We start from the raw sequence: 25,364 nt of genomic DNA, 5'->3' as shown, positions 1-25,364 counted from the left end.
TGAGGGGCGCCTCCGTGCAACCAGAGGCGTCGTGCTGAAGAACGCGTCGCCACGCGCCGGTTTGATGAACAACCTTTGTCACCAACCGAGCTGTTCGACGAAGCCGCTACGCCTGCCCTCACCCCAACCCCTCTCCCACTTGCGGGAGAGGGGCTTAAAGCCTTTAGATCCGCTTGAACACCAGCGTGCCGTTGGTGCCGCCGAAGCCGAAGCCGTTCGACATCACCACGTCCACCTGCGCCTTGCGCGCCACGTTCGGCACGTAATCCAGGTCGCAGCCTTCGCTCGGGTTTTCCAGGTTGATCGTCGGCGGGATGATGCCGGTTTCCAGCGCCATTACCGAGAAGATCGCTTCCACGCCGCCAGCCGCCCCCAACAGGTGGCCGGTCATCGACTTGGTCGAGCTGACCAGCATCTTGTAGGCATGCTCACCGAAGGCGGTCTTCATCGCCATGGTCTCACCCAGATCGCCCAGCGGCGTCGAGGTGCCGTGCGCGTTGAGGTAGCCCACCTGATCCGGCGTCACGCCTGCGTCCTTCATTGCCGCGACCATGCAGCGGGCGGCGCCTTCGCCGTTCTCGCTCGGTGCGGTCATGTGGTATGCGTCGGAGCTTGCGCCGAAGCCGGCCAGCTCGCAGTAGATCTTCGCGCCGCGCGCCTTGGCGTGCTCGTACTCTTCCAGAATCAAAATGCCGGCACCGTCGCCCAGCACGAAGCCGTCGCGGTCCTTATCCCACGGACGCGAGGCCTTTTCAGGCGCGTCGTTGCGGGTGGACATGGCCTTCATCGCGCAGAAGCCGCCCAGCGCCGTCGGCGAGGAGCCGCGCTCGGCGCCACCGGCAACCATCACGTCGGCATCGCCGTACTGGATCATGCGCATCGCCGTACCGATGGAATGGTTGGACGTGGCACAGGCCGACACCGCCGAGAACGACGGCCCCTTCAGGCCGGCGATGATGCTCAGCTGGCCCGGCAGCATGTTGATGATGGTCTTGGGCACGTAGAAGGGCGAAATCTTCTTGCCCTCGTGGAAATCGATGGTCTGTTCCTCGATGCCCAGCAGGCCACCGATGCCCGCGCCCACGATGGCGCCAATGCGCTCAGCGTTGTCGGCGGTGATTTCCAGGCCCGAGTCGTGCAGCGCCATGAAGGCCGCGCCCAGACCGTAATGAATGAACGGGTCCATCTTCTTGGCATCCTTGCCACTGACCCTGAACTTGCCGAACAACGGATTGTCGGCGGTGATGTCGAACTCCTTGACCTCACCTGCAATTTTGGTGGTGAAACGTTCCAGATAATTCTCTGCAACGCTCGTCAGCGGGCCAATGCCCGAGCGGCCATTGATGATGCCTTCCCAGCTGCTGGCCAGATCATTGCCCAGCGGCGACACCATGCCCATGCCGGTAACGACGACGCGACGACTCATTGCGGATTCTCCTGGCCCCATTCACGGGGGTTGAAGCGGTGAAAAGCACAGGGCCGCAGATGCGGCCCCATGGATTTGCAACGCGGCTGGTGATTCACGCCGGCCGCGTCCTGTCAGGCGTGAATCAAGCCTTGACGTGTGCCTTGACGTAGTCGATGGCAGCCTGAACGGTGCCGATCTTCTCAGCCTCTTCGTCCGGGATTTCGCACTCGAACTCTTCTTCCAGCGCCATCACCAGCTCAACGGTGTCCAGCGAGTCGGCACCCAGGTCATCGACGAACGATGCGCTGGTGGTGACTTCCTCTTCCTTGACGCCAAGCTGCTCGACAACAATCTTCTTGACGCGTTCTTCGATGGTGCTCATTGGATATCGCTCCAGATGGAGTAGTGGATCAAAAGACGCCATCACATCGTGATGGCCGTGGGATAGTGTAGTGGAAAGCGCCGCGCCCATGCATTCTGGCAAAAAGTCACGGCGATCAACCACTTGGGTGCAGTCCCTGCACCACACGCTTACGGCATGTACAAGCCACCGTTCACGTGAAGGGTTTCGCCGGTGATGTAGCTGGCCGCCGGGCCCGCCAGGAAGCTCACCGCATGGGCGATGTCAGCCGGTTCGCCGAGGCGGCCCAGCGCGATCTGGCCGAGCATCGCCGCCTTGGCGTCCTCGGGCAGATCCTTGGTCATGTCGGTGTCGATGAAGCCCGGAGCGACCACGTTCACGGTCACGCCACGGCTGCCGATTTCCTTGGCCAGCGACTTGGAGAAGGCAATGATGCCGGCCTTGGCGGCGGCGTAATTGGCCTGCCCGGCGTTGCCGGTCACACCGATCACCGAGGCGATGTTGATGATGCGGCCCTTGCGTGCCTTCATCATGCCGCGCATCACCGCCTTGGAGGTGCGGTAAACGCTGGTCAGGTTGGTGTCGAGGATGGCCTGCCAGTCCTCGTCCTTCATGCGCATCAATAGGTTGTCGCGGGTGATGCCGGCATTGTTGACCAGAATGCTGATCGCGCCGAATTCCTTGCTCACCGCGTCAATCAACGCGTCCACCGCGCCCGGCTCGGTGACGTTCAATGCGCGGCCGTGGCCACCCAGTTCAGCCAGACGCGCGCCAATGGCGGCAGCGCCGGATTCGGTGGTCGCGGTGCCGATGACAGTGGCGCCCTGCGCGGCCAGCTGGTCGGCGATGGCGGCACCGATGCCACGGCTGGCGCCGGTGACAAGCGCGATTTCACCCTGCAATGGCTTGCTCATGCGGTTTCCTTTTGTGCTGCGAGGCCGCCACTGGGGCAGCCCTCAATCATGGCCGGGCGCAGAACGCACCCAGTGGAATTAGTTGGCCCACGCTTCCAGCGCACCGGCAAAATCAGCCGGGGTGGCGAGCGAACGCCCTTCAATATTTTTGTCGATGCGCTTGATCAGGCCGGTCAGCACCTTGCCCGGGCCACATTCGGCCACGCGGCTGACGCCCTTGCCTGCCAGCGTCTGCACGCAACCGGTCCACTGCACCGGCAGGTAAAGCTGCTGTACCAGCGCCTGACGGATGGCATCCACGCCGTCATGCACCTTGGCATCCACGTTCTGCACCACCGGCAACTGCGGCGCACGCCAATCCAAGCCGGCCATGACTTCAGCCAAGCGGTTGGCGGCTTCGCGCATCAACGGCGTATGCGACGGCACGCTGACGGCCAGCTTCACCGCCTTGCGCACGCCCTTTTCAGCCAGCAACGCCAACGCGCGATCCACTGCCGCGGCGTCGCCACCAATGACAATCTGGCCCGGCGAATTGAAATTGGCCGGCACCACCACCTGGCTGCCTGCTGCCTCGGCGCACACGTCCAGCACCACGGCATCCTCTGCACCCAGTACCGCCGCCATCGCGCCGATACCGGCCGGAGCCGCGTCCTGCATCAACTGACCACGCAGGCGCACCAGATGGGCACCGTCGCGCAGGGTCAGCGCACCGGCCGCAACCAGCGCGGTGTATTCACCGAGACTGTGGCCTGCCAGCATCGCCGGCTTTGCGCCGCCCTGTGCATTCCACAGGCGCCACACCGCAATGCTCGCCGCCAGCAATGCCGGCTGGGTGAACTCGGTGCGGTTGAGCTGCTCTTCCGGGCCGCCCTGCGACAGCGCCCAAAGATCCACGCCAGCGCCTTCCGACGCCTCGGCGAAGGTCTCACGGACCTGCGGATGCAGCTCGGACAGTTCAGCCAACATGCCCAGAGACTGGGAACCTTGGCCGGGGAATACGAAAGCGAGTCGGGAATCAGTCACGCGGTCATCTGCTGCACGAATCGAAGCGGGGCATGATAAGCGCGAAAGCGCCCGCCCGTCTGTACTGCCGCGTATGCAGCCGGCCCCGGCAAAGTGCCGCCGCAATCACCGTTGCTGCTACCGGGCGCGGCCAGCCGCCAGGCCCGTGTGGAGTTCACTCTTACGGCGACGCCGGATTCATGCGTCGGGCACCTTCCCCGCTTCGCGGCCAGCATCACGCATACATAAAGCAGGTCGTAGGCCATAACGCACGCAGGCTGGGATAAAGCGCAGCGCAATCCCAGCAATCCGCCATCCAACTCCCTGCTTATTCCCGGGCAACGCCAGCTTCCGGGGCATCCGGACAAATCCATCTACCGACCGACCGTGATGCAGGGATTGCGCTTCGCTTCATCCCAGCCCACGAAGCCAGATTTACACCCGGCCTACGAACGCTATCCAGGCCCGCATCAACGGATAGCGTGCTTAAGTCATCTCCAATGAAGCCCCACAAACGACAACGGGCAGCCATTGGCTGCCCGTGTGAAGTACTCGCCAGCGCCCGCAATCTGCGGGCCGGCAATAACAATGAATCAGTAGCGCAGCAGCGCTGAGCCCCAGGTGAAACCGCCACCGAAGGCTTCCAGCAGCAGCAACTGGCCGCGCTCGACGCGACCGGAGCGGATCGCCGCATCCAGCGCCAGCGGCACCGACGCAGACGACGTGTTGCCGTGCTTGTCGACCGTCACGACCACCTGCTCCATCGGCATGTCCAGGCGCTTGGCCGTGGCTTCGATGATGCGCAGGTTGGCCTGGTGCGGGATCAACCAATCCAGGTCGGACTTGTCCAAGCCATTGGCCTGCAGGGTTTCATCAACGACCGAGTCCAGCGCCTTGACGGCGTACTTGAACACATCGTTGCCCTTCATGGTCAGCTTGCCGGGCCTGTCCAAGCCGGTGGATACGCCGACCGGATGCCACAGCAGCTCCTTCTTGCTGCCATCGGCATGCAGGTGGGTGCTGAGGATGCCCATGTCTTCGTCGGCCTTGAGCACGACAGCGCCCGCGCCATCACCGAACAACACGCAGGTGGTGCGGTCGGTCCAGTCAACGATACGGGTCAGGGTTTCCGCGCCGATCACCAAGACATGCTTGGCATCACCGCAACGGATGAATTTGTCGGCCACGCTCAGGGCATAGATGAAGCCCGAACATGCCGCATTGACGTCAAACGCCGACGAGCCGGTCGCGCCAAGGCGCGCCTGGATCAAGCAGGCGGTGGACGGAAAAATGAGATCCGGCGTGGTCGTACCCACGACGATCATGTCCAGCTGCGAGGCATCGATGCCGGCCGCTTCCAGCGCAAGCAACGCGGCGTTGTAGCCCAGGTCGCTGGTGGTTTCGCCTTCGGCAGCGACATGCCGCTCACGGATGCCCGTTCGCGACTCAATCCACTCATCGGTCGTGTCAACGATCTTGGTCAGATCGTCATTGGTCAACACTTTCTCGGGCAAGTAACTACCGGTGCCCGCGACCCTGGAGTAGATCCGCTTGCTCATGCTGTTTCCTGTTGCGCGAAGCCGCCCTTAAGGCGGCCCCGGAAGAATCGGTGAGGCGGCCGCCACGCGAACGTGGCGGCCGTCACGAATCAATCTTCTTCGACGGTCGAGGACGACTTGGTCGTGATCACCTTCTTGCCGCGGTAGAAACCGTCAGCAGTGATGTGGTGACGCAGATGCACTTCACCGGTGGTCGGATCGGTGGACAGCTGCTTTGCGCTCAGAGCGTCGTGCGCACGACGCATGCCGCGGCGGGACGGGGTAACACGGGATTTCTGCACAGCCATGGGATTGCTCCAAACTCGGTTCGTTTTCTTCGTCGTTAAATTGCACGGGACGCCAGCGTCCAGCACTACTCTCGCTTTCGCCGCGACCGCCGACGATAACCGGCCGCTATTGTTTCTTCAGCGCCGCCAATGCCGCAAACGGATTGGCCTTGCTTTGTTCTTCTTCGGTCGCGGGCCAGTCGCGTTCGACTGCCTCGCTTCCCGGTGCCAGCGCCACTACCGGCACGGCCAACACCAATTCGTCCTCAACCATTTCCAGCGGGTGCAGATTGCCGTCTTCGGGCACCAGCAGCGCTTCGTAATCGGGCGGGAGCGCCGATTCTTCGTCCTCGTCGCGGATCAACCCCAACCGCTGCTTCATCGACACCGGCAGCAGAAAGCGCTGCATGGTGCGTTGGCAGATCAGCGGCAATGCCGCTTCGATGGTCAGTTCGACATAAGCCACCTGCAGGATGTCGTCGCGACCGAATTCCAGCGCATAAGTGCACTGCCCTTCGGTATCGGCAACAAGGCCTTGGAGGCGGGTCAATTCGGACAAAGGCACCTGGCCGTCGAAGCACCTGCGTGCTGCGACCATCCGCCAAGCATCCAGCAATTCGGGCACGTTCGCGGACATAAGCTGCAGAATGTTAAGGAGTAGCCCCGCCGCTGTCAAACCCAAAGGCCAGCCAACGTTGTCTCGGGGAGCGGACGGCAGCAGACTGCTGCGCCCGGACGCGGCATTTTCCCACATGACAGACCTGATCCTCGCCTCTACTTCCCGTTATCGGGCCGAATTGCTGTCCCGGTTACGGCTGCCGTTCAGTTCGGTGGCGCCACGGGTCGATGAAACCCCGTTTTCTGGCGAAGCCCCAGCCGCGCTGGCACAGCGTCTGGCCAAGGCCAAAGCGCTGGCCGTGGCCAGCCAGACGCCCGGCAGCTGGGTGATCGGCTCGGACCAGGTGGCTGAAGTCGGCGGCGCCCCGCTCGGCAAACCCGGCACCCACGCCGCCGCCTGCGCGCAGCTGGCGACGATGTCGGGCCAGGAAATCCGTTTTCACACGGCCATCTGCCTGAGCAACGGCAGCGAACACCTGCAGGCCTGCGATGTCACCCGGGTGCAGTTCCGCACGCTGGAAACCGCTGAAATCGCGCGCTATGTGGACGCCGAGCAGCCGCTGGACTGCGCCGGCAGCTTCAAATGTGAAGGCTTGGGGATCAGCCTGTTCGAGGCGATCCACAGCAGCGACCCGACCGCATTGGTGGGCTTGCCACTGATCCAACTGTCAGCGCTGCTGCGAAAAGCCGGCTACCCGTTGCCCTGAATCGACCTTGCCAACGTGCGCCGTTCAAACAGACGGCGCGCACAGAACATCACCGGAGCGTGGCAAGCACGCTCAACGCTCAACCACGAACGGTTGCTCGGCCCACTGCTCGACGCTGCCGTCGGCGCCATGCAAGCGCAGGCCCAGCCAATGCTTGCCCGGCGCGAGGCCACTGACATCGACCTGCCCATCAAACCCCACATGCGGATGACGCGGGTCGTTGGTGCCCGGCCACGCGGCACGGATGTCGAAATCACGGCCGTAGGTCGCATCGCCGACGCTGCGCCCGTCCAGCAGCAGCTCCACGCGCGACAGCCCGACGCCGTCCTTGAACGCCCAACCGGACACATCCAACGTGTTGGCGACGACCGCACCGGCCACCGGTACATCGACCCAGGCCATCGCTGGCGTCACACATGGGCCGGACTGTTTCTGCGCGGGCAAGCGGAACAACAGGAAGCGCTGGAAACCATGATCCAGTGACACCACACGCGGCGGCGGCAGTGGCCCGACCAGTTCGCAGACCTGGTGATAACGCGCGAGCAGATCGCGATAACGCGGGTCGCTCGGCGCCAGCACCAACAACTGCGGGCCGGCGCGTTCGCCCTTGCTGAGCATGCCCCACAGCGCCAGCTGCGCAGTGCGGCCGTGGCGATCATTGAGCGCGTGCGGCAGCACCTTGATCGACGGATCGTTGAGCCGGAAACCCAGCTCCGCGCCCACTTTGAAACTGTCCGCCAGCACCGTGGTGTCGCCCGGCATGTCTGCCAGTTCTTCGCGCACCGCTTCGGCCAGTGGCTGCCAGCCGGCGAAGTTGCGCGGGTAATACTTGCTGCCAGCCAACTGCTCACGCAACGTCGGCACCGACACCACCACGTAGTAGCTCATCGCACAGACCAAGCCGATAGCAGCAGTCACCCAGACACAACGGCGCCAGAAACGCGGCCAGCGATTGAGCATCAGCGGCACGCCAATCAGCAGCGCCAGATAGCCCGGCAGCGGCCAATGGAAGCTAATGCGCTCCACATCGGTGAAGAAGCCCAGCACGAAAATCAGCAACATCGAGGTCGCGCCAACCAGGGCGAAATAGCGCCACTGCACATGATGGAAACCACCTTGCGCCTTGCGCAGGCCACTGATCGCCACCGCCGCCATCGCCACGAACAACACCGGCGTGACCATCAGCGGCTGGATCAACAGAAAACGCAGGCCTTCGCCATGGAACATCCACGGATGGCGCTCCATCACCTGGAATTTCAGGCCTGCGTCCTGGTTGTCCAGGTTCCAGGCCAACAGCGGCAACCAGGCAAAAATGCCGGCCGCCAGCGCCATCCACACACGCGGATCACGCAGCACGCGACGGCCTTCGGGCAACAACATCAGGGCGATGAAGCCCATGCCGATCACGCCGATGAAGCGGTAATGGCTGAGCGCACCAATCGCCAAACCCAGCGCCAGAATCAGGGCACCGCCGGCATCCACATTGCGCAGCAAACGCGCGCCGGCATCCAGACACAGCACGGCGGCAAGCGCCATCGGCACATCCGGCACCGCAAGAATGCCCAGGGTGGCCGACAGCGGCATCAGCAGCGTGAGCGCACCTGCCTGCCAACCAATACGCCCACCAAACCAGCGGGTCGTGATGCGGGCAATCAACCACGGCAGCAGCGCGCCCATCAACAGGAACGGCAGGCGCACACCGAGGCGATTGTCACCGACGATCTCCACACCCAGGCGCGTCAACCACGCCGTCAAACCGGGGAGATCGGAGTAAGCGGCAGCCAGATGCTGCCCTTCCTGCCAGTAGAAAGATTCGTCCACAAACAGCGGCAACTGTGACGCCACCAGCACCTTGATCGTCGTCACCAACGCCCACAGCACAAGGAACGTAAGGTATGCGCGTTGCTCACCCTGGATTGCCACTTACACTTCCCCCTGACTTTGAATAACGAGACAACCATGACCGTGGTGCCTGCCGGAATGCTAACCGATGTCACGTTGCTGTCATTGCAGAGGGCACAGGAGCAGGTCAACTCCCTGCTGCTGGGCAAGGCGCAGGAAGTGCGGCTGGCCTTTGTCGCGCTGCTGTCCGGTGGACATCTGCTGATTGAAGATCTACCCGGTTTGGGCAAAACCACGCTGGCGCACGCCATGGCATCCAGCCTTGGCCTGCAGTTCCAGCGCGTGCAGTTCACCTCGGATCTGCTGCCAGCCGACGTGCTGGGCATTTCGATCTATGAAGCGCACAGCCGCAACTTCCAGTTCCATCCGGGGCCGGTGTTCTGCAACGTGCTGCTGGCCGATGAAATCAACCGCGCGCCACCGCGCACGCAAAGCGCGCTGCTGGAAGCGATGGCCGAGCAGCAGGTGACGCTCGACGGCGTGACCCATTCGCTGCCAGACCCCTTCTTCGTCATCGCCACACAGAACCCGGTGGATATGTCCGGCACGTTCCCGCTGCCGGATTCGCAGCTGGACCGCTTCCTGCTGCGCCTCACCCTGGGCTATCCCAATGCCGAGGCCGAGCGCGCACTGCTCAGCGGCAGCAGCCGTCGTGAACTGATCGCCCGCGCCGTGCCGTGTCTGTCCGACGGGGACATCGTGGCGCTGCGTGAGGCGGTCGAGCAGGTCCATGCCAGCGATGCCCTGATCGACTACGTGCAGGCGCTGCTCACCCGCAGCCGCCAGCACCCGGGAGTGAAGGTGGGCCTGTCGCCACGCGCCGGCATCGCGCTGGTGCGTGCGTCCAAGGCGCATGCCCTGTTACTGGGCAGGAAGCATGTCGTTCCCGAGGACGTGCAGGCCTTGTTCATTGCCGTGGCCGGGCACCGCCTGATGGCCGAGGCCGAGTCGTCATCCGGCCCGGTGCTGGCACGCGCCATCCTGCACAGCGTGCGGGTTGATTGAGTGATCGGCCGATTGCGGCAACGGTTGCAGTCCTTGCAGTGGCTGGCGCGTCCGCGTCAGCCGGAGGCATTGCCGGCCCAGTTGGATCGCCACCGCATCTATGTGCTGCCAACCGGCTTTGGCCTGTTCCTGGCCGGGCTGCTGGCGACGATGCTGCTCGGTGCGCTGAACTACAACAACAACCCGGCGCTGCTGCTGGCACTGGCGTTGGCGGCCACCGCATTGGCCAGCGCGGTGTACGCGCACCTGCAGCTGTCCGGCATTCGCCTTGAAGCGCTCTCGGCCGAACCGGTGCCTGCCGGCGCGCCGATCCAGCTGCGGCTGGCACTTGCACGCACCGGCACCCGTCCGCACCGCGCGTTGCAGATCAGCCATGAAGACGCGCGGGCCACGGTGAATCTCATCGTCGACAGCCAGATCGAGGCCGACCTCGCGCTGCCCACGCAGGTGCGCGGTTGGTTGGATATCTCCCGCATCCGCATCGCCACCACGCAGCCGCTGGGGCTGGTGCGTGCCTGGTCGTGGTTCTGGCCAGACGCACCGTTGCTGGTCTACCCGGCACCGGAAATCAACGCGCCACCGCTGCCCGATACCGGCACCACTTCGACACGCACGCGCGTGCATCCAATGGGCGACGAACTGCAGCAGCTGCGCGCCTACCGCAAGGGCGATGCGCTGCGCACGATTGCCTGGAAACACTCCGCGCGTCGCGACGGCTTGCTGGTGCGCGAATACGAACGCCCGGTAGGTTCGGAGCTGGTGCTCGACTGGCAGCAACTGCACGCCCTGCCCTACGAACGCCGTATCGCCCGGCTTGCGCGCTGGGTGGATGACGCCGAGCGCGAGGGCCGTCGCTATCAATTGCGTCTGCCCGGCAATCCGGCCATCGGCCCCGCCGTCGGCGACGCCCATCGCCACCAGTGCCTGCGCGCACTCGCCTTGTTGCCATCCGCATGAGCAGGCTGCCCTCACCTCCTCTCGGCAGCCACGCGCGTGGCTGGGTGCTGCTGACCACCGCACTGTCGCTGCTGCCGTTGCTGCTGCAATTGCCCGGTGTTTTGGCGGGCGTCTTCGGCGCGACTGCGCTGATCGTCGCCGCGCTGTCCTGGCGACGCCCGGTGCCATTGCTGCTGCGTCTGCTGCTGATCGCCACCATGCTGGTCACCATTTATTGGCAGATGGGCGCCAGCCCCGGCCGCGATACCGGCTGCGCATTGCTGACGGCGATGTTGGCGATCAAATCCAGCGAACTGCGCACTTTGCGTGACGCGCGCAGCCTGCTCGGCTTCGCCTTGTTCGCCCCGTTCGCGGCCTTCCTGCTGGACCAAGGCCCGACCACCTTGTTGCTGGCCACGACGGCGGTGATCTGCGCGCTGTTGGCGCTGCAACGGCTGGCTGACGATGATGCCGGCGTCGCCGCGTTACCGCCCGCCGCGCAACTGCGAACGGTCGGCAAGCTGATGCTGCTTGCACTGCCATTGGCACTGTCCGCGTTCTGGCTGGTGCCGCGCCTGGGCAGCCCGTTGTGGGGCATTCCGGACCGCGTGGTCAGCCGCCCCGGGCTGTCCGACCGCATGGAACCCGGCGCCTGGATCGACCTGATGGCCGACGACAGCCCGGCCCTGCGCGCACAGTTCTTCGGCCCGGTGCCGGCGCCCGAACAACGCTACTGGCGCGGCCCGGTGCTGACTCGCTTCGATGGACGCACGTGGACCCGCTCCAACCGCCAGCAACGCATCGCACCGAGCGCATTCGAGGCCGGCCAGGTGCGTTGGGATTACCTGATCGAATACGAGGCCAGCGACAACCGCCAGCTCGTCGCGCTCGACCTGCCCTTGTCCGCCCCGGCCGACAGCCAGTTGGATGCCGACTACAGCCTCAGCAGCAACCGCTCGCTGACCGCCCTGACCCGCTGGCGGATGCAATCAGCGCCACCGCGCAGCTTCCAGTCGGAATTACCCGAACGACTGCGCCGACAAACCCTGCAACTACCCGACGGCTTCAACCCGCGCACGCGGGCGCTGGCCAAACAATGGCGCGCCGACGCCGGCCAGGACGACGCGGCCATCGTGCAGCGCAGCCTGGAATGGATTCACCGCGAGTTCGCCTACACGCTGTCCACGCCGCTGGCCGGCCGCCACGGCGCGGACGAATTCCTGTTCGACCAGAAAGCCGGCTTCTGCGAGCACTTCAGCTCCGCATTCGTGGTGCTCATGCGCGCCGCTGATATCCCGGCGCGCGTGGTGACCGGCTATGCCGGCGGCGTGCGCAACCGCTATGGCGACTATTGGGTGGTGCGCAAGATGGACGCACATGCGTGGGCCGAAGTGTGGCTGGCCGGACGCGGCTGGGTGCGCGTGGACCCCACCGCCGCCGTCGCCCCCGAGCGCATCTACGACACGCTGGAAGACCGGCTCGACCAAGGTAACGCTGGCGGACTGGACCTGGCCGGCCGCTGGGACAGCATCCAGCAGTTTGGCGACTGGATGCGCCGCGGCTGGAACACCGCGTTCCTGTCCTTCGATGCCAATCGCCAGCAGCAATTGCTGCGCCCGTTCGGCATTGAGCGGCTGACACCATCACAATTGATCGCGCTGTTCGGCGGCTTCGCCGTGCTGGCGCTGGGCCTGATGGCTTGGCTGCTGGCGCGCGGCGAGCGCCAGCGCGACCCGCTGCTGCGCGCCTGGCATCGACTGGATCGCCGCTATGCGCGCCTCGGCCTGGGCCGCGAACCCCACGAATCGGCCAACGATTGGGCCCGGCGCGTGGAACTTCGCCACCCAGGCAGTGGTCTGCTGACACTCAGCCAGCGTTTCACCGATGCGCGATACGCTGGCGCCCCGTTCGACCCCGTTTCATTATTGGCTGACCTGCACAGGCATCGCCCGAGACCCGGAGCACGACCATGAACACCCGCATTCTCATTACCCTTGCCGCCACCTTGACGTTGGCTGCCTGTGCCACCGCCCCCAAACCGCTGCAGGGGCAGTTCAGCCCGGTGTCGCCGCGTGACTCGGTTGCGCAGAAGCAGACCGGTACGCCGGTCCGTTGGGGCGGCCGCATCATTGAAACGATGCCGGCGCAGGGTGAAACCTGCTTCCAGATGATCGCCCGCCCGCTCACCGGCAGTGGCCGCCCGAGCAACACCGCTTCGGACGCCAGCGATGGCCGCTTCATCGCCTGCCGCGCCGGCTTCTACGACCCGGCCGTGTTCGAGCCCGGCCGCGACGTGACCTTCATCGGTCGCATCGACGGCTACCAGACCACCAAGATCGGCGAGTACGACTATCCGCTGCCCAAGATCGCCGCTGACGTGGTGTACCTGTGGCCGGTGCAGCGCGAAGTGGATGTGGTCCCGGCGTATCCCTACGGCCCGTGGGGCCCGGCATGGGGTCCCGGCCCGGGTTGGGGCTGGGGTTGGCGCGGCGGCTGGTGGTAAGCCGGCGCAACGCATAACGAAGACGCCGCCCAATGGGCGGCGTTTTTTGTTTCCAGCAATCAAACCCCGCAGCACTCCAAGCCATCACGTAGGAGCGGCTTTAGCCGCGAAATCCTGCAGCTTCCGAATAATCCCCTAAACCCGGCGCTGACGCAGCGCCAGCTTCGCGGCTGAAGCCGCTCCTGCGAAAACGCCGCTCCCACAAACAAAAAAACGCCACCCGAAGGCGGCGTTCTCTCTCACACATCCAGCGCACTCACGCCGCGCCGAAATGCCCCAGCGGCGCGCCGGCCAACAGATGCAGATGGATATGGAACACGGTCTGCCCGGCATCTTCGCGGCAGTTCATCACGATGCGGTAGCCGTTCTGCGCCAGCCCCTGCTGCCGCGCGTACTCGGCTGCGGCCAAGGCCAGCTTGCCGATCAAATGCGCCTGCGACGGCTGCAGATCATCCAGCGTCGGGATCACTTCATTCTTCGGGATGAAAAGCACATGCACCGGCGCCTGCGGGGCAATGTCCTTGAAGCCCAGCACGTCCTCGTCTTCGTAGACGATGTTGGCGGGAATCTCGCGGCGGATGATCTTGCCGAAAATCGTGTCGGTCATGCGACGGCTCACTTGGCGAAAACGGCCTACAGCTTACCGCCCTGCCGCAACTATTCGCTGATTTCGCTGCGGCTGCCGAATGCATGCGACAAGGTGCCGCGATCCACATATTCCAGCTCGCCGCCGAGCGGCAGCCCCTGCGCCAAGCGGCTGGGACGCACGTTGTTGCGGCGTGCCAGCTGCGCCAGGTAATGCGCGGTGGCTTCACCTTCAACGGTGGAATTGGTGGCGATGATCAACTCGGTGACTTCGCCTTCGGCCAAACGGGCTTCCAGCTTGTCCAGGCCCAATTCGCGCGGGCCGATGCCGTCCAGCGGCGACAACCGCCCCTGCAGCACGTAGTACACACCGCGATAGCTGGTGGCATGTTCAATGGCGAGGCGATCAGCAGGTGATTCAATCACGCACAGCATCTGCCGCTCGCGGCTGGCGCTGGCGCACACCGGGCACACCTCGGTTTCGCTGAAATCCCGGCATTGCGCGCAATGGCCGATCTTTTCGATGGCCTCGGCCAGCACCTCGGACAGACGCTGGCCGCCATCGCGGGCGCGCTCCAGCACATGGTAAGCCATGCGCTGCGCCGTCTTCTGGCCGACGCCCGGCAACACACGGAACGCTTCGATCAGTTGTTCCAGCAGCGGCACGCTCATCGCGACAGATCCATCACAGCACGCTCTTCATCAAAACAAGCGCGCGAAGCCCGAAGGCTTCGCGTCGCGGGTAACGCAGACACCGGGCAAGGCCGGCGCCGGCAGCATCAGAACGGCAGCTTCATGCCCGGCGGCAACTTCATGCCGGCCGTGGCCGAACCCATGCGGCTCTGCGATTCGGTGTCGATCTTGTTCGCGGCATCGTTGAACGCGGCGGCGATCAAGTCTTCCACCATTTCCTGGTCGGACAGCACTGACGGATCGATACGCACCTTGCGGCATTCCTTGGTGCCGCTCAGGGTCACCGTGACCATGCCACCACCGGCGCTGCCGGTGACTTCCAACTTGGCGATTTCTTCCTGGGCCTTCTGCAGGTTTTCCTGCATTTTCTGGGCCTGCTGCATCATTTGGGCGATATTGCCGCGCATGGTTGCTTACTCTTTGAATGGACGGATGGAATCGGCCACAACCCGGGCGCCCTGCTGGATCAGCTGCTGCACCTGCGGGTCGGCCATGAAGACGGCTTCGGCCGCAACTTGTTGTTCACCGCGCTGACGGTCAGCGCGCTCGTGCAACGTCTCGGCCTGGACGTTGCCGGTTTCAATCACGATTTTGGGCGTACTGCCCAGCGCCTGTGACAAGGCTTGCGCCAGCGCAGTGAGCGCGCGCTCGGACTGCAGGTATTCAAAACCCGGCAGCAAGCCCAGACGCAGCACGCCGTGCTGATAACTGACGAAAGCACAGTTGGCCGCCAGCTCACGCGACGGGCCAGACAAACCGCTGTCATCGACCAGATCCAGCCACTGCTCGGCGCTTTCCAGCGCGCGACCTGCAACCGGCTTGTTCGGTTCGATGGCGATGCCACTCGGCCGGGCAGGCGCAACTGCGGGAGCGGTTGCGACGGGCGCTACCGGCGCGGCGTTGGTCGGTGTCGGTTCGGGCGCAGATTCTGGCTCGATGTCCGACACCGCCATTTCCATGGCCATGGCTTCATCGCGTGCGCTGGCGTCGGCGGCTTCTATCGCCCAAGGCGGCAGATCGTCGGCAGCAGCGCGCGGCTTTTCAGCGGAGGCGACAGGTGCGGGGGCTTGCGGCATCGGGGCCGGCATTTTCTGCACAACCTCGGCCACAGGTGCAGCCACTTCGACCGGCGCCTGCACCGGCGCAACAACGGCCGGCTTGGGAGCCACTTCGGCAGACTTGGCAACCGCAGCCGGGCTGGCTGCAGCAGAGGCAGCAACCCCCGCTCCGGAAGCAACCGCCGCAACACCACCGGCGCCAGCGCCCTGACCCGAGCCTTCCGGCACCGCAGGCACCGCGCCCGATGGGCGGAACGCCAGCATGCGCAGCACGGTCATTTCAAAGCCGGCACGCGGGCTCGGCGCAAGGTGTAGATCGCGGCGGCCACTCAGCGCCATCTGGTACCAGAGCTGCACCACTTCCGGGCGCAACCGCTGTGCGAAGGCGACCGAGTCAATGCCTTCACCCGGCACCACGGCGCCCGGCACCAACTGCTGCACCTGGATGCGATGCAGGCCTTCGGCCAATGCATCCAGCACGCCACTCCAATCCGGCGAGAACTCGGCCAGCGTGGCCACCACCTGCAACAGGCGGCTGCCGTCGCCATCGGCCAGCGCATCGAGCATGGCCGACACTTGCGTGCGATCCACCGTGCCCAACATCGCACGCACTACATCATCACGCAGCGCACCGCCGGCATAGGCGATGGACTGGTCCAACAGCGACAAGCCGTCGCGCAGCGAGCCATCGGCCGCGCGCGCCAGCTGCACGATGGCGCTGTCGTCGAACTCGATTTCCTCAGCGGTCATGATCCGCTTCATCTGCCCCTGGATCTGCTCCTCATCCAAGCGCTTGAGGTTGAACTGCAGGCAGCGGCTGAGCACCGTGACCGGCAATTTCTGCGGATCGGTGGTGGCCAGCAGGAACTTCACATGCTCCGGCGGCTCTTCCAGTGTCTTCAACAGCGCATTGAACGCCGCCTTGGAGAGCATGTGCACTTCGTCGATCAGATAAACCTTGTACTTGCCACGCGAGGGCATGTACTGGGCGTTCTCGATCACCTCGCGCACGTCATCCACACCGGTATTGGATGCGGCGTCGATTTCCAGCAGGTCGATATAGCGACCGGCATCAATATCCAGGCAGGCCCGGCACTGGCCACACGGGTCGGCGCTGGTGCCCTGCTCGCAGTTCAGCGACTTGGCAAAGATGCGGGCAATGGTGGTTTTGCCGACACCGCGGGTGCCGGTAAACAGGAAGGCATGGTGGACGCGGCCACTGTCCAGCGCATTGCTCAGCGCACGGACCACGTGTTCCTGGCCCACCAGCTCGGCAAAACGCTTCGGACGCCACTTGCGGGCAAGGACGAGATAGGACATCAGGCAACCGTCTTCATTCGAGCGCCCATTGTGCCATGCCCCACCCGTCCGCCAGCACCCAGTCAGGGGGTGCTTGTGGCATCGCGCCAAGCCCTATAGAATCTGCGCCCCTGCTGAGGTGTTACAGCGGCAGGATCCGGAGAGGTGTCCGAGTGGTTGAAGGAGCACGCCTGGAAAGTGTGTAAGCGTCTAAACCGCGCTTCGGGGGTTCGAATCCCCCTCTCTCCGCCAGATAAAAAGAAAAGGCCGCCCTTCGGGTGGCCTTTTCTTTTTGTCCGGGGGACAGCATGGGGGACGAGAGCCCCAACAGGTTCGACCGCCGGCGTAGCCGGTGGGACGGCGCAGCCGCCCGAAGGGTGAGGGGCGAAGCGCCGAATCTGCCGTCTCTCTCCGCCAGATACCCAGTAGCTGGCAGCTTCTTCAGCCAAACTCGCTTTGCCGAGTGCGATATCGAAGGCATCTGGAACATGCACCACGTCCTACTTATGGGTGAGCTCCACTTTTAATAAATGCCTATTTTCCGCATTTGAAATATCTGGAAGTTCGGCAACTAAATCCAGTGCTACCTATCCGCCCATCAATGTCACTTCGGCCAGACAGGCATGGCCAATGAGTTCACGTCGGCACTGATCCAGACAAGCCCGTTACCGAAGCACGAGGCCCGATGCCCGATGCCAAACTGAATTGTCATTTCGGCGAAAGCTCACCTGCGTCCTGCATAATTGGCCCCATCTAGGAGCTGCAGGGGAATGGATATGGGGAAACGATTGATTAGTGTCGCCGCTACTGCTGCGATCGGCGTCTCCGCGGGCTGCTCAATGCTCAGCCCTCAGATACCCAAATGCTCCGACACGGATACGTTGAATCTGGTACGAGAGATCATCGCTGAAAGTCTTGGCGCCACGGGGCCGAACTCAATCCCGGTCCAAACGCTCACAAGTGTTCTGAACATTGAACTGCCGCATGCCACATCTCTTGAAGAAAACATCAAGAAATACAGCTGCGAAGCCAACTTGCTGGTTAATAACGGCGCAGGCAATCAAAGCAAGCTGGTGCTCAGCTACACCTCACAGCTCGATGACGAGGATCGGCATCTGGTTCATGTAGCTGGATTTAATCAGTTCGATCAAATCACGCTAGCTGGTGCATTGGCCGCAGCACTGCAGGCTCAGCGCCCGCAGGCACCTGCCAATGTCTCCTCTGAGACCGATTCAGCGCTGGCTTCCGCCAACGCGATAACAGCCGAAACCGCCCAGACTTCAGGCCTTGCCGAGCCGATCGAAAACACACCCGAACAGGTGGCGGCAAATGAGGCGATCCGAGAGCGTTTTTTCAGTGGCAACGGCGAGGGTGGAACCCCAAAATTCACCGATTACCCAGTTGCTGATATTTATTCCGGCTCAACTGCCACCTTGGACACCAGTAGCGAAGAAGCTCGCACTTTCAGGACTCGAATTTCTGATGCACTTTCCCGGAATCCGGTGGATTTCGCTGGCGAATACACCTCTGCAAGCTGGGGATGTGGCACGTCGTGCAGCTACACGACTTTTGTGAACAAGCGAACAGGCCAGGTCATCAAAAGTGGACTCGGCGGTGAATTAGGCCCCAGAGTTCGCAAGTTCGTCCCCGACAGCGACTTGCTGATAGCAGAAGGTGGAGAGGTTGATGACGATTACAACTCAACCGGCAACTACGCTTTCTTTTACCGGTTGCAAAATGATGAGTTCCAGTTGATCACCAAAGTGCCTGTCCCGGAAGAAATCTACTGACGCGCCGCGGAAATGATGAAAGCAACCAGGGCGCTCAGCACCATGCTAATTTCCCCGCATTAGACCGATCCAAAAGGTGCGGGATGAAGCAGCTTGGCGCGACCCTGTTGGTACTTGCAGCAACCGTAGGAACCTCCACCGCAGCGCCTTCTTCGGCGTTGGCAGCCTCTCCCGCCGCCAACGAGGCGGCCTACTCCGCCGTGAACCCCTTCATCGGCACCGGTGGCGAAGGCCATACCTACCCGGGGGCCACCGTTCCTTACGGCATGGTCCAGCTGTCGCCTGATACCCGCATCCAGTCACGCAAGGAGGGCTATGGCTGGGCGGCGGGTTATCGGCATGACGACAACACCATTGTTGGCTTCTCGCATACGCACTTTTCCGGCACCGGTCATTCGGACCTGGGCGATCTGCTGTTGATGCCGACCACCGGCGAGTTGAAGCTGGAACGCGGCAACCCGGATCAACCGCTGAGCGGTTACACCTCGCGCTTCAGCCACGCCACCGAGCAAGCCCGGCCCGGCTATTACGCGGTCACGCTGGATGACTACGACGTGCGCGCCGAACTCACCGCGAGTGCACGCGTCGGCATGCATCGCTACACCTTTCCTGCCGGCAAGCCCGCGCATGTGGTGCTGGACCTGCGCACCAGCATGTATGACTACCCGGGCAAGATTCTGTGGTCACGCGTGCGGGTGCGGCCGGATGGAACGGTCACCGGCTTTCGCGAAACGCGTGGCTGGGCGCCCGGTCGCCAGCTGTACTTCGCCATGCGCTTTTCGCAGCCGCTCAGCGGCCATCAACTGCACAACACCGAGCAGGACATCACTTACAAGGGCTTCCCGCCGCCGGGCGAGAAGAACCCGGAACAGCGCGCGCAGATTGAAGGCCGACAGCTCGTTGCCGCGTTCGACGTGGTGCCGGTTGCCGGCAAGCCGCTGCTGGTGAAAGTCGCCATTTCGCCGGTGAGCGAAGACAACGCGATTGCCAACCTGGACGCGGAAGCGCCCGACTGGGATTTCGACGGCATGCGCGCCGCCGCAAAACAGCAGTGGAGCGAGGCGCTGGGTGCAGTGGATGCCCAGGGCAGCGAGGCACAACGCAGCAGTTTCTACACCGCGCTGTATCACACGCTGTTGGGGCCAACCTTGTTCATGGACAGCGATGGGCGTTATCGCGGCCCGGACAACGCCGTGCATCAAGCGAAAGGATGGACCAACTATTCCACCTTCTCGCTGTGGGACACGTACCGCGCGTTGCACCCGTTAGCTACGTTGGTGCAGCCGCCACAACGCACCAATGACTTCGTCAATTCACTGCTGGCGTCGCGCCGCGAAAGCGCACACGGCGTGCTGCCGGTGTGGTCGTTCCACGGTTTGGAAACGTGGTGCATGATCGGCTACCACGCCGTTCCGGTCATTGCCGATGCCTACATGAAGGGCATCCGTGGCTACGACACCAACGAAGCACTGCAGGCGATGGTGGCCAGCGCCAATTACGGGCCTTACGACGGCATCGCGCAGTACCGCGAACTCGGCTATGTGCCGATCGACGAGGAAGGCGAAGCCGCCAGCAAAACGCTGGAATATGCCTACGACGACTGGACCATCGCGCAGGTGGCACAGGACATGGGCAAGACCGATGTCGCCGCCGAATTCACCAAACGCGCGGCCAACTGGAAGCATGCGTTCGACCCGGCCACCGGCTTCATGCGCGCACGCAAACGCGATGGCAGTTTCCGCGAACCGTTCGATCCGAGCGTCAGCGGTTACGGCAGCGATTACACCGAAGGCAATGCATGGCAGTACTCGTGGTACGTGCCGCAGGATGTCGCCGGCCTCGCCGCGGCGCATGGCGGCGACGACAAGTTGATGGCACGGTTGGATGCGGTGTTCGAGGCGAAGGTGGATCCATCGATCTTCGCGCACATGGAAGACATCACTGGCCTGATCGGCTGGTACGCACACGGCAATGAACCCAGCCACCACGTCGCCTATCTGTACGCGCATGCCGGCCAACCGTGGCGCACGCAGGCGCGGCTGAAACAGATCATGGACACGCAGTACGCCGCACGCGTTGATGGCCTGGCCGGCAACGACGACCTTGGCCAGATGTCGGCTTGGTATGTGTTCACCGCGCTGGGTTTCTACCCGGTCACGCCGGGCAGCAATCAATACATCATCGGCCGCCCGTTCCTGCCGCGCGCCACGTTGAATCTGCCCAACGGCAAACGCTTCAGCATCGTGGCGACCGGATTGGATGACGCGCATACCTATATCGGCAATGTCACGCTCAACGGCAAGCCTTTGGAGCGAGCCTATGTGACCCATCAGGAAATCCAGGCCGGCGGCGAACTGCACTTCACCATGCAGGCCGAACCTAATCAGGAATGGGCGACGGATGCGGCACAGCGACCGTATTCGATGTCGCGATAACGCGATTGGGTTTCAAGGCGACCCGGACCGTGCCCAATGGACACGGCCCGGGTTTGGATGTAGGGGATTGATGCTGCCGGTGAACGGCAACATCGCCGCACTCAGCTGCTCGACACCTTCATCAACACCAGGCCGCTGACGATCAGCACCGCCGCGCCAATGCGCATCGCACTGACGTGCTCGCCCAGGAAGAAGATGCCGATCAGGAACGCGCCCACCGCACCGATGCCGGTCCAGATGGTGTACGCGGTGCCCAGCGGCAAGGTGCGCATGGCGACGGCCAGCAACCAGAAGCTGGCGATCATGCCAACGATGGTGATGATGCTGGGAACCAGGCGGGTGAACCCGTGGGACTGCTTCATCGCCAATGCCCAGACGATTTCCAGCAAACCCGCAACCAACAGATAGATCCAAGCCATGAAAAGCCTCCTTGAGGGGGCCAGGCCGTCCTGGATACGTTCCCGTGTTGGGGGAGGTCGTCCTCCGTTGGGCCGGCATTCTAGCCAAGAGGGCCGCCAATGGCCTACCGCAGCCGTTGGCGGGTTACACGCAGTTCAATCGCCGCACATTTCTGGTCTTACAGCGCGCGCATACGCTACAATCGCCACACACGACAGGATCTGCTCCCGTTTGTGTCCGGTCTGTGATCCACGGCGGCTGATGAACCCATCGCCCCTGACTCCCCAGATTGAGAATGGCCGCGCATTGCGCGGCCAAACCGTCTCTATGGTGGCCCCGTCGGCCCCTCGCGACGCTAGGTCGAAAATCCCGCCAGGGCCGGAAGGCAGCAACGGTATCGATCGACGCGGGCGCCGAGGTCAGCCGGCGGGGCCACCGCCTTTTCAGCCGTTGAATACGTGATGCCGCTGTCGACGCGGTGATCTCACCCGCTTGCCTGCGATTTGAGCAGGCGCGGCATGCACGACGGAAAGTTTGCGCGAACCCGGCGAGCTTCGTGCTTCGGAATGATTCGAGGTATCCATCTGCGTCGGCCCCGACTCACCCTCACCCCAGCCCCTCTCCCGCTTGCGGGAGAGGGGCTTTGATTCGCTATTTTCAATGGGCGCCTCGTGCTGCGCAGGCGCCGGTGAATGCCACTCGCCGCACCCACCGGGTGCCGCTTTATGGCAGATCTTCCAGCGCCACCTGCGCAGCAGTGGGATTGGCCAATGCCACACATTCACCCGGCATCGCCACTCGGTGGCCGCGCGCGCGAAGTGCTTGGCCATCGGCGGCGCTGGCGTAGTGGTAGAGCATCATCCGCGTCTGGATTGCTGCGTCGTACTCGCGTTCGAGATCATCCACGCCGGTATGCGATGGATTGCCGTGCAGACCGCAGTCGTGGGCGATCAATTCGTTGTCGTTGGCATAGCGCGCCAGCATTTCCGGAATCGGCCGGGTATCGCCGCTCCACACCAGCGCACCCTGCAGACGCAGCCCGTAGGCGGTCTCGGGCCAGTGGTGACGCACCGGAAACACTTCCAGCCGCACGCCTTCATGCCAGAACGCCTCGCCAACGACGATCAGCTGGAACGCATCCCAGAAGTTGGCGCCGCCTTCGGCCAACACATTCGGGTAATCCGCCACGCGACGATGCAACAGCGGCACCACGGTCGCCGGCACATACAGCCGCACCTTGCCGCGCCGCTGCCGGTTGAAATACGCATCAACGAACAGCCGCTCGAAACCGGCGACATGATCCAGGTGGATATGCGTGACGAACACCGCATCAGGCAGCGCGCCATAGTGCGCGCGATACGCGGTCAGGCCTTCGCCGCCGCAATCGATGGTCAGCCACGGCCGGCCATCGCGTTCGATCACCGACATCGGCGAGCCCAGTTCGACCGCCGAGGCATTGCCGACGCCCAGAAAACGCAACGCCCAGTTCATCAGGTGCCTCGGTTCCAAGCCAGATCGTAAGCGCGACGCAGCCGTGCGAAATCTTTCTCGACATCCTCGCGACTGCGTTCGCCGCGCAGCTTCAGCAGCGAGCGCAGCAGCCGCTTGAGGTTGCGCTCGCGCCAACGGGTGGCGGGAATGCGCAGCACGCCGCGGTCGAAGTCGATCAACCAACCGTGGCCGGTGGCGTCGAACAGAATGTTGTGTGCGTTGAGATCAGCGTGATCCAGCCCCGCGCGATGGAAACGGGCGATCAGCCTGCCGGTCTCTTCCCACGGTGCGCCACGGCCGGTCACCAGCGCGCGGTCGGCCAGTGAACGGACGTTCTCCAGGCGCTCCATCAGGATCGCGGCGCGGTAGGTCATGCCATCGCGCATGTAGAACGCAGCCAATGGGCGCGGCACTGGCAACTTGAATTCAATGAGTTTGCGCATGAGGCGGAACTCGGCAAAGCTCCGCGCCCGATCAGGGCCACGCCACAGGTAGCGATCGCGACTGAGCTTGGCCGCAACGCCGCCGCGCAGGTAATGCCGCAGCACGCTTTGACCGAACGGCGCGTCGACAAACCAAGCACCGCCGCGGCCACCCTCGCCCACCGGACGCGCCTTGCCATCCCACTGCGCGGGCGAGAACAGCCCCGGGTCGGCTTGCCGCAAGCGCTGGCGGTCGAACAGAATGGCGCCGTATCCACGACCTTCGCGGCACGGCGTCAGAGCTTCATTGGCGTCGAATGCGACCATTCCCAGCGAGTCTAACAACACATGTCCGCATCGTCCTCCCCGCTGTGCCTCCTGCGCCTCTCCGCGCTGGGGGATGTGACCCACGTCGTGCCGCTGGTTCACACCCTGCAGCACGCGCGGCCGGGACTTGAGCTGCATTGGGTGATCGACAAGGCCGGCCACAAACTGCTCGACGGCCTGCCCGGCGTGACCTTCCATGTTTACGACAAGAAGACCGGTGTGGCCGGCATGCGCGCACTGCGCGGCGAACTGCCGTCGGCACCGTTCGACGCACTGTTGCAGATGCAGGTGGCCTTCCGCGCCAACCTGCTTTCGGCCTTCATCCCGGCCCGTCGCCGCATCGGCTACGACAAGACGCGCTCGAAGGATTTGCACGGGCTCTTCATCAACGAGCGCATCCCGGACCGTCCCGGCATCCATGTGCTGGATGCCATCGGCAGCTTCTGCGAGCCGCTGGGCATGAAGCAGACTGAGGTCCGCTGGAACCTGGCAACGCCGCCGGAAGCCCACGAATGGGCCGCGGCACAATGGCCCGACGACGGTCGCCCGGTGCTGATGATCTCGCCCTGCTCCAGCCACCAACGCCGCAACTGGTACGCCGACCGCTACGCCGCACTGGCCGATCACGCCGCCGCGCAGGGCTGGCGCGTGGTGTTGTGTGGCGGTCGCAGCGAACTGGAGCGCAGCACTAGCGACGCCATCATCGCGGCGATGCAGCACCCGGTGCTCGACCTGGTCGGCAAGGACACTCTCAAGCAATTGCCTGCACTGCTGGCCCGCGCCTCATTGCTGGTCACGCCCGATTCCGGCCCGATGCACATCGCCAACGCCGTCGGCACCAAGGTGCTGGGCCTGCATGCCGCCAGCAACCCGGAACGCAGCGGGCCGTACTCTGATCGCCGCTACTGTGTGGACCGCTACGACGACGCTGCGCGCCGTTACCTCAACAAGCCGGCCAGCCAATTGAAGTGGGGCACCAAGATCGAATTCGACGAGGTGATGTCGCTGATCACCGTGGACGACGGCATCGCCGCATTCGAGCGTTATCGCGCCGACCATCCGCGCTGAGCATCCCCTGCTCCAACGTAGAGGCCGCCCATTGGGCGGCCTTTCTGCATCACAGCCCGCGCAGCGGACTCAGCTTGCGCGGTAGTCCTGATACGACTTTTCTTCCACATAGCTGGAACCCAGCGCCAGATTGATGGCCTTCTTGATGCGCGCGCGCTCATCGTTCTGGATATAGACGCTGCGCGCCAGCTGCACGAACGCATCGTCGAACGCCTGCGCCTTCTCTTTCAGGCGAATGTCGTCTTCGATATCCCACAACCGCTCATTGACCGCTTTCAAGTCATCGCGCAGCGCGCTGATGTCCTGCGTTGCGGCCGGATGCGCCGCCCAGGTGCGATCCAGCGCCGACAGCTCATTGCGCACGTTGGTCAACTTGGCCGCATCGCTCATGCGCTCGGACTTGATCTGCAGGATCGAGATCTTGTCGAGCAGCTCGCCAAAGGAAACGGGAACAAGGATTTCGGACATGGAAAGCGCCTGGATAACGTGGCGCACAGTTTAGCCCGTCGCTGCGATCAGCTTCTGCCCTGACATCACCTCCGTCATACCCAACGTCGGCATCGCAGGCAGCCGGTGATCCAGTGCAATGGTGTATCAGGCACCCTTTAAACGATAA

The 25,364-nt window shown here is 63.7% G+C and carries 24 protein-coding genes, 1 tRNA gene and 1 other RNA gene; 10 read left to right on the top strand and 16 right to left on the bottom strand.

Translation table 11 applies throughout. The annotated features are described in order from the left end of the window. Positions 1-163 precede the first annotated feature (163 nt). The 7 genes from fabF to ACREP4_RS05395 form a co-directional block, all read right to left on the bottom strand. Complete coding sequence (gene fabF / locus ACREP4_RS05425; protein ID WP_431595140.1) at positions 164-1,426, bottom strand: beta-ketoacyl-ACP synthase II; 1,263 nt, start codon at positions 1,424-1,426, stop codon at positions 164-166. A gap of 124 nt (positions 1,427-1,550) precedes the next feature. Next, entirely contained in the window at positions 1,551-1,790 is a 240-nt protein-coding gene (gene acpP / locus ACREP4_RS05420) for an acyl carrier protein (RefSeq protein ID WP_054659808.1), read from the bottom strand. 149 nt (positions 1,791-1,939) lie between these two features. Continuing rightward, positions 1,940-2,683, bottom strand: coding sequence for a 3-oxoacyl-ACP reductase FabG (gene fabG, locus ACREP4_RS05415; protein WP_431595139.1), 744 nt, complete (start codon positions 2,681-2,683; stop codon positions 1,940-1,942). A 78-nt stretch (positions 2,684-2,761) separates the two neighbouring features. Next, the gene (gene fabD / locus ACREP4_RS05410; protein WP_431595138.1) at positions 2,762-3,706 is read right to left on the bottom strand and encodes an ACP S-malonyltransferase; all 945 of its coding nucleotides are present in this window, start codon (positions 3,704-3,706) and stop codon (positions 2,762-2,764) included. A 572-nt stretch (positions 3,707-4,278) separates the two neighbouring features. Further along, on the bottom strand, positions 4,279-5,244 hold the full coding sequence (locus tag ACREP4_RS05405; protein ID WP_431595137.1) for a beta-ketoacyl-ACP synthase III: 966 nt from the start codon (positions 5,242-5,244) through the stop codon (positions 4,279-4,281). An 89-nt stretch (positions 5,245-5,333) separates the two neighbouring features. Further along, positions 5,334-5,531, bottom strand: coding sequence for a 50S ribosomal protein L32 (rpmF, locus tag ACREP4_RS05400; RefSeq protein WP_269790360.1), 198 nt, complete (start codon positions 5,529-5,531; stop codon positions 5,334-5,336). 106 nt (positions 5,532-5,637) lie between these two features. Continuing rightward, the gene (locus ACREP4_RS05395; RefSeq protein WP_431595136.1) at positions 5,638-6,147 is read right to left on the bottom strand and encodes a YceD family protein; all 510 of its coding nucleotides are present in this window, start codon (positions 6,145-6,147) and stop codon (positions 5,638-5,640) included. A 115-nt stretch (positions 6,148-6,262) separates the two neighbouring features. Here ACREP4_RS05395 and ACREP4_RS05390 point away from each other — a divergent pair, with 115 nt between their 5' ends. Beyond that, positions 6,263-6,835, top strand: a complete 573-nt coding sequence (locus ACREP4_RS05390; protein WP_431595135.1) for a Maf family protein — start codon at positions 6,263-6,265, stop codon at positions 6,833-6,835. 72 nt (positions 6,836-6,907) lie between these two features. Here ACREP4_RS05390 and ACREP4_RS05385 read toward each other — a convergent pair whose 3' ends face one another. Continuing rightward, positions 6,908-8,752 (bottom strand): glycosyltransferase family 39 protein, encoded by a 1,845-nt coding sequence (locus tag ACREP4_RS05385; protein WP_431595325.1) that lies wholly within the window; start codon positions 8,750-8,752, stop codon positions 6,908-6,910. A 63-nt stretch (positions 8,753-8,815) separates the two neighbouring features. On the opposite strand from ACREP4_RS05385, the gene ACREP4_RS05380 reads away from it, so the two are divergent. The 4 genes from ACREP4_RS05380 to ACREP4_RS05365 are packed head-to-tail and all read left to right on the top strand — an operon-like array spanning position 8,816 to position 13,181. Beyond that, entirely contained in the window at positions 8,816-9,742 is a 927-nt protein-coding gene (locus ACREP4_RS05380; RefSeq protein WP_431595324.1) for an AAA family ATPase, read from the top strand. Further along, positions 9,743-10,699 carry a DUF58 domain-containing protein gene (locus ACREP4_RS05375; RefSeq protein ID WP_431595134.1) on the top strand — a complete coding sequence of 319 codons (957 nt, stop codon included), beginning with the start codon at positions 9,743-9,745 and terminating at the stop codon, positions 10,697-10,699. After that, on the top strand, positions 10,696-12,651 hold the full coding sequence (locus tag ACREP4_RS05370; protein WP_431595133.1) for a transglutaminase TgpA family protein: 1,956 nt from the start codon (positions 10,696-10,698) through the stop codon (positions 12,649-12,651). The genes ACREP4_RS05375 and ACREP4_RS05370 overlap by 4 nt, the downstream gene beginning before the upstream one ends. Further along, positions 12,648-13,181: a Slp family lipoprotein gene (locus tag ACREP4_RS05365; RefSeq protein WP_431595132.1), complete on the top strand. Its 534-nt coding sequence runs from the start codon at positions 12,648-12,650 to the stop codon at positions 13,179-13,181. Before ACREP4_RS05370 ends, ACREP4_RS05365 begins: the two co-directional genes overlap by 4 nt. Positions 13,182-13,437: 256 nt before the next feature. Here ACREP4_RS05365 and ACREP4_RS05360 read toward each other — a convergent pair whose 3' ends face one another. The 4 genes from ACREP4_RS05360 to dnaX form a co-directional block, all read right to left on the bottom strand. Next, a complete protein-coding gene (locus ACREP4_RS05360; protein ID WP_431595131.1) occupies positions 13,438-13,788 on the bottom strand; it encodes a histidine triad nucleotide-binding protein in 351 nt (116 codons plus the stop codon). Positions 13,789-13,838: 50 nt separating this feature from the next. Further along, a complete protein-coding gene (recR, locus tag ACREP4_RS05355; RefSeq protein WP_431595130.1) occupies positions 13,839-14,438 on the bottom strand; it encodes a recombination mediator RecR in 600 nt (199 codons plus the stop codon). Positions 14,439-14,545: 107 nt separating this feature from the next. Next, positions 14,546-14,866, bottom strand: a complete 321-nt coding sequence (locus tag ACREP4_RS05350; protein WP_057632248.1) for a YbaB/EbfC family nucleoid-associated protein — start codon at positions 14,864-14,866, stop codon at positions 14,546-14,548. A 6-nt stretch (positions 14,867-14,872) separates the two neighbouring features. After that, positions 14,873-16,837, bottom strand: a complete 1,965-nt coding sequence (gene dnaX / locus ACREP4_RS05345) for a DNA polymerase III subunit gamma/tau (protein WP_431595129.1) — start codon at positions 16,835-16,837, stop codon at positions 14,873-14,875. A gap of 138 nt (positions 16,838-16,975) precedes the next feature. Between dnaX and ACREP4_RS05340 the strand changes: the two genes are divergently transcribed. The 3 genes from ACREP4_RS05340 to ACREP4_RS05330 all read left to right on the top strand — a co-directional run bounded on the left by ACREP4_RS05340 (position 16,976) and on the right by ACREP4_RS05330 (position 21,041). After that, positions 16,976-17,068: transfer RNA gene (locus ACREP4_RS05340), tRNA-Ser, on the top strand. 518 nt (positions 17,069-17,586) lie between these two features. Next, entirely contained in the window at positions 17,587-18,606 is a 1,020-nt protein-coding gene (locus ACREP4_RS05335) for a hypothetical protein (RefSeq protein ID WP_431595128.1), read from the top strand. Between the two features lie 83 nt (positions 18,607-18,689). Continuing rightward, entirely contained in the window at positions 18,690-21,041 is a 2,352-nt protein-coding gene (locus ACREP4_RS05330; protein ID WP_431595127.1) for a GH92 family glycosyl hydrolase, read from the top strand. Between the two features lie 101 nt (positions 21,042-21,142). On the opposite strand, the gene ACREP4_RS05325 is transcribed toward ACREP4_RS05330, so the two are convergent. Beyond that, a complete protein-coding gene (locus ACREP4_RS05325) occupies positions 21,143-21,460 on the bottom strand; it encodes a DMT family transporter (RefSeq protein WP_431595126.1) in 318 nt (105 codons plus the stop codon). 316 nt (positions 21,461-21,776) lie between these two features. Between ACREP4_RS05325 and ffs the strand changes: the two genes are divergently transcribed. After that, positions 21,777-21,873: signal recognition particle sRNA small type (gene ffs, locus ACREP4_RS05320), an RNA gene on the top strand. A 290-nt stretch (positions 21,874-22,163) separates the two neighbouring features. On the opposite strand, the gene ACREP4_RS05315 is transcribed toward ffs, so the two are convergent. Then, positions 22,164-22,931: an MBL fold metallo-hydrolase gene (locus tag ACREP4_RS05315; RefSeq protein WP_431595125.1), complete on the bottom strand. Its 768-nt coding sequence runs from the start codon at positions 22,929-22,931 to the stop codon at positions 22,164-22,166. Further along, complete coding sequence (locus ACREP4_RS05310; RefSeq protein ID WP_431595124.1) at positions 22,931-23,680, bottom strand: 3-deoxy-D-manno-octulosonic acid kinase; 750 nt, start codon at positions 23,678-23,680, stop codon at positions 22,931-22,933. Before ACREP4_RS05310 ends, ACREP4_RS05315 begins: the two co-directional genes overlap by 1 nt. 21 nt (positions 23,681-23,701) lie before the next feature. Between ACREP4_RS05310 and ACREP4_RS05305 the strand changes: the two genes are divergently transcribed. After that, complete coding sequence (locus ACREP4_RS05305; RefSeq protein WP_431595123.1) at positions 23,702-24,748, top strand: glycosyltransferase family 9 protein; 1,047 nt, start codon at positions 23,702-23,704, stop codon at positions 24,746-24,748. Between the two features lie 69 nt (positions 24,749-24,817). Here the strand turns inward: ACREP4_RS05305 and ACREP4_RS05300 are convergent, their stop codons facing one another. Continuing rightward, the gene (locus ACREP4_RS05300) at positions 24,818-25,216 is read right to left on the bottom strand and encodes a DUF6165 family protein (protein WP_431595122.1); all 399 of its coding nucleotides are present in this window, start codon (positions 25,214-25,216) and stop codon (positions 24,818-24,820) included. Positions 25,217-25,364 lie beyond the last annotated feature (148 nt).

It is taken from the genome of Stenotrophomonas sp. (assembly GCF_050737575.1).
In the GTDB taxonomy this organism is placed as follows: Bacteria; Pseudomonadota; Gammaproteobacteria; order Xanthomonadales; family Xanthomonadaceae; genus Stenotrophomonas.
Note: the sequence above shows the minus strand (reverse complement) of the source record. Positions and strands in the feature narration are given on the sequence as shown.

Excerpts from the sequence above, each read along its gene's own strand:
- fabF (WP_431595140.1), bottom strand. The coding sequence starts at position 1,426 with ATGAGTCGTCGCGTCGTCGTTACCGGCATGGGCATGGTGTCGCCGCTG.
- acpP (WP_054659808.1), bottom strand. The coding sequence starts at position 1,790 with ATGAGCACCATCGAAGAACGCGTCAAGAAGATTGTTGTCGAGCAGCTT.
- fabG (WP_431595139.1), bottom strand. The coding sequence starts at position 2,683 with ATGAGCAAGCCATTGCAGGGTGAAATCGCGCTTGTCACCGGCGCCAGC.
- ACREP4_RS05405 (WP_431595137.1), bottom strand. The coding sequence starts at position 5,244 with ATGAGCAAGCGGATCTACTCCAGGGTCGCGGGCACCGGTAGTTACTTG.
- rpmF (WP_269790360.1), bottom strand. The coding sequence starts at position 5,531 with ATGGCTGTGCAGAAATCCCGTGTTACCCCGTCCCGCCGCGGCATGCGT.
- ACREP4_RS05395 (WP_431595136.1), bottom strand. The coding sequence starts at position 6,147 with ATGTCCGCGAACGTGCCCGAATTGCTGGATGCTTGGCGGATGGTCGCA.
- ACREP4_RS05390 (WP_431595135.1), top strand. The coding sequence starts at position 6,263 with ATGACAGACCTGATCCTCGCCTCTACTTCCCGTTATCGGGCCGAATTG.
- ACREP4_RS05380 (WP_431595324.1), top strand. The coding sequence starts at position 8,816 with ATGCTAACCGATGTCACGTTGCTGTCATTGCAGAGGGCACAGGAGCAG.
- ACREP4_RS05370 (WP_431595133.1), top strand. The coding sequence starts at position 10,696 with ATGAGCAGGCTGCCCTCACCTCCTCTCGGCAGCCACGCGCGTGGCTGG.
- ACREP4_RS05365 (WP_431595132.1), top strand. The coding sequence starts at position 12,648 with ATGAACACCCGCATTCTCATTACCCTTGCCGCCACCTTGACGTTGGCT.
- ACREP4_RS05360 (WP_431595131.1), bottom strand. The coding sequence starts at position 13,788 with ATGACCGACACGATTTTCGGCAAGATCATCCGCCGCGAGATTCCCGCC.
- recR (WP_431595130.1), bottom strand. The coding sequence starts at position 14,438 with ATGAGCGTGCCGCTGCTGGAACAACTGATCGAAGCGTTCCGTGTGTTG.
- ACREP4_RS05350 (WP_057632248.1), bottom strand. The coding sequence starts at position 14,866 with ATGCGCGGCAATATCGCCCAAATGATGCAGCAGGCCCAGAAAATGCAG.
- dnaX (WP_431595129.1), bottom strand. The coding sequence starts at position 16,837 with ATGTCCTATCTCGTCCTTGCCCGCAAGTGGCGTCCGAAGCGTTTTGCC.
- ACREP4_RS05335 (WP_431595128.1), top strand. The coding sequence starts at position 17,587 with ATGGATATGGGGAAACGATTGATTAGTGTCGCCGCTACTGCTGCGATC.
- ACREP4_RS05330 (WP_431595127.1), top strand. The coding sequence starts at position 18,690 with ATGAAGCAGCTTGGCGCGACCCTGTTGGTACTTGCAGCAACCGTAGGA.
- ACREP4_RS05325 (WP_431595126.1), bottom strand. The coding sequence starts at position 21,460 with ATGGCTTGGATCTATCTGTTGGTTGCGGGTTTGCTGGAAATCGTCTGG.
- ACREP4_RS05315 (WP_431595125.1), bottom strand. The coding sequence starts at position 22,931 with ATGAACTGGGCGTTGCGTTTTCTGGGCGTCGGCAATGCCTCGGCGGTC.
- ACREP4_RS05310 (WP_431595124.1), bottom strand. The coding sequence starts at position 23,680 with ATGGTCGCATTCGACGCCAATGAAGCTCTGACGCCGTGCCGCGAAGGT.
- ACREP4_RS05305 (WP_431595123.1), top strand. The coding sequence starts at position 23,702 with ATGTCCGCATCGTCCTCCCCGCTGTGCCTCCTGCGCCTCTCCGCGCTG.
- ACREP4_RS05300 (WP_431595122.1), bottom strand. The coding sequence starts at position 25,216 with ATGTCCGAAATCCTTGTTCCCGTTTCCTTTGGCGAGCTGCTCGACAAG.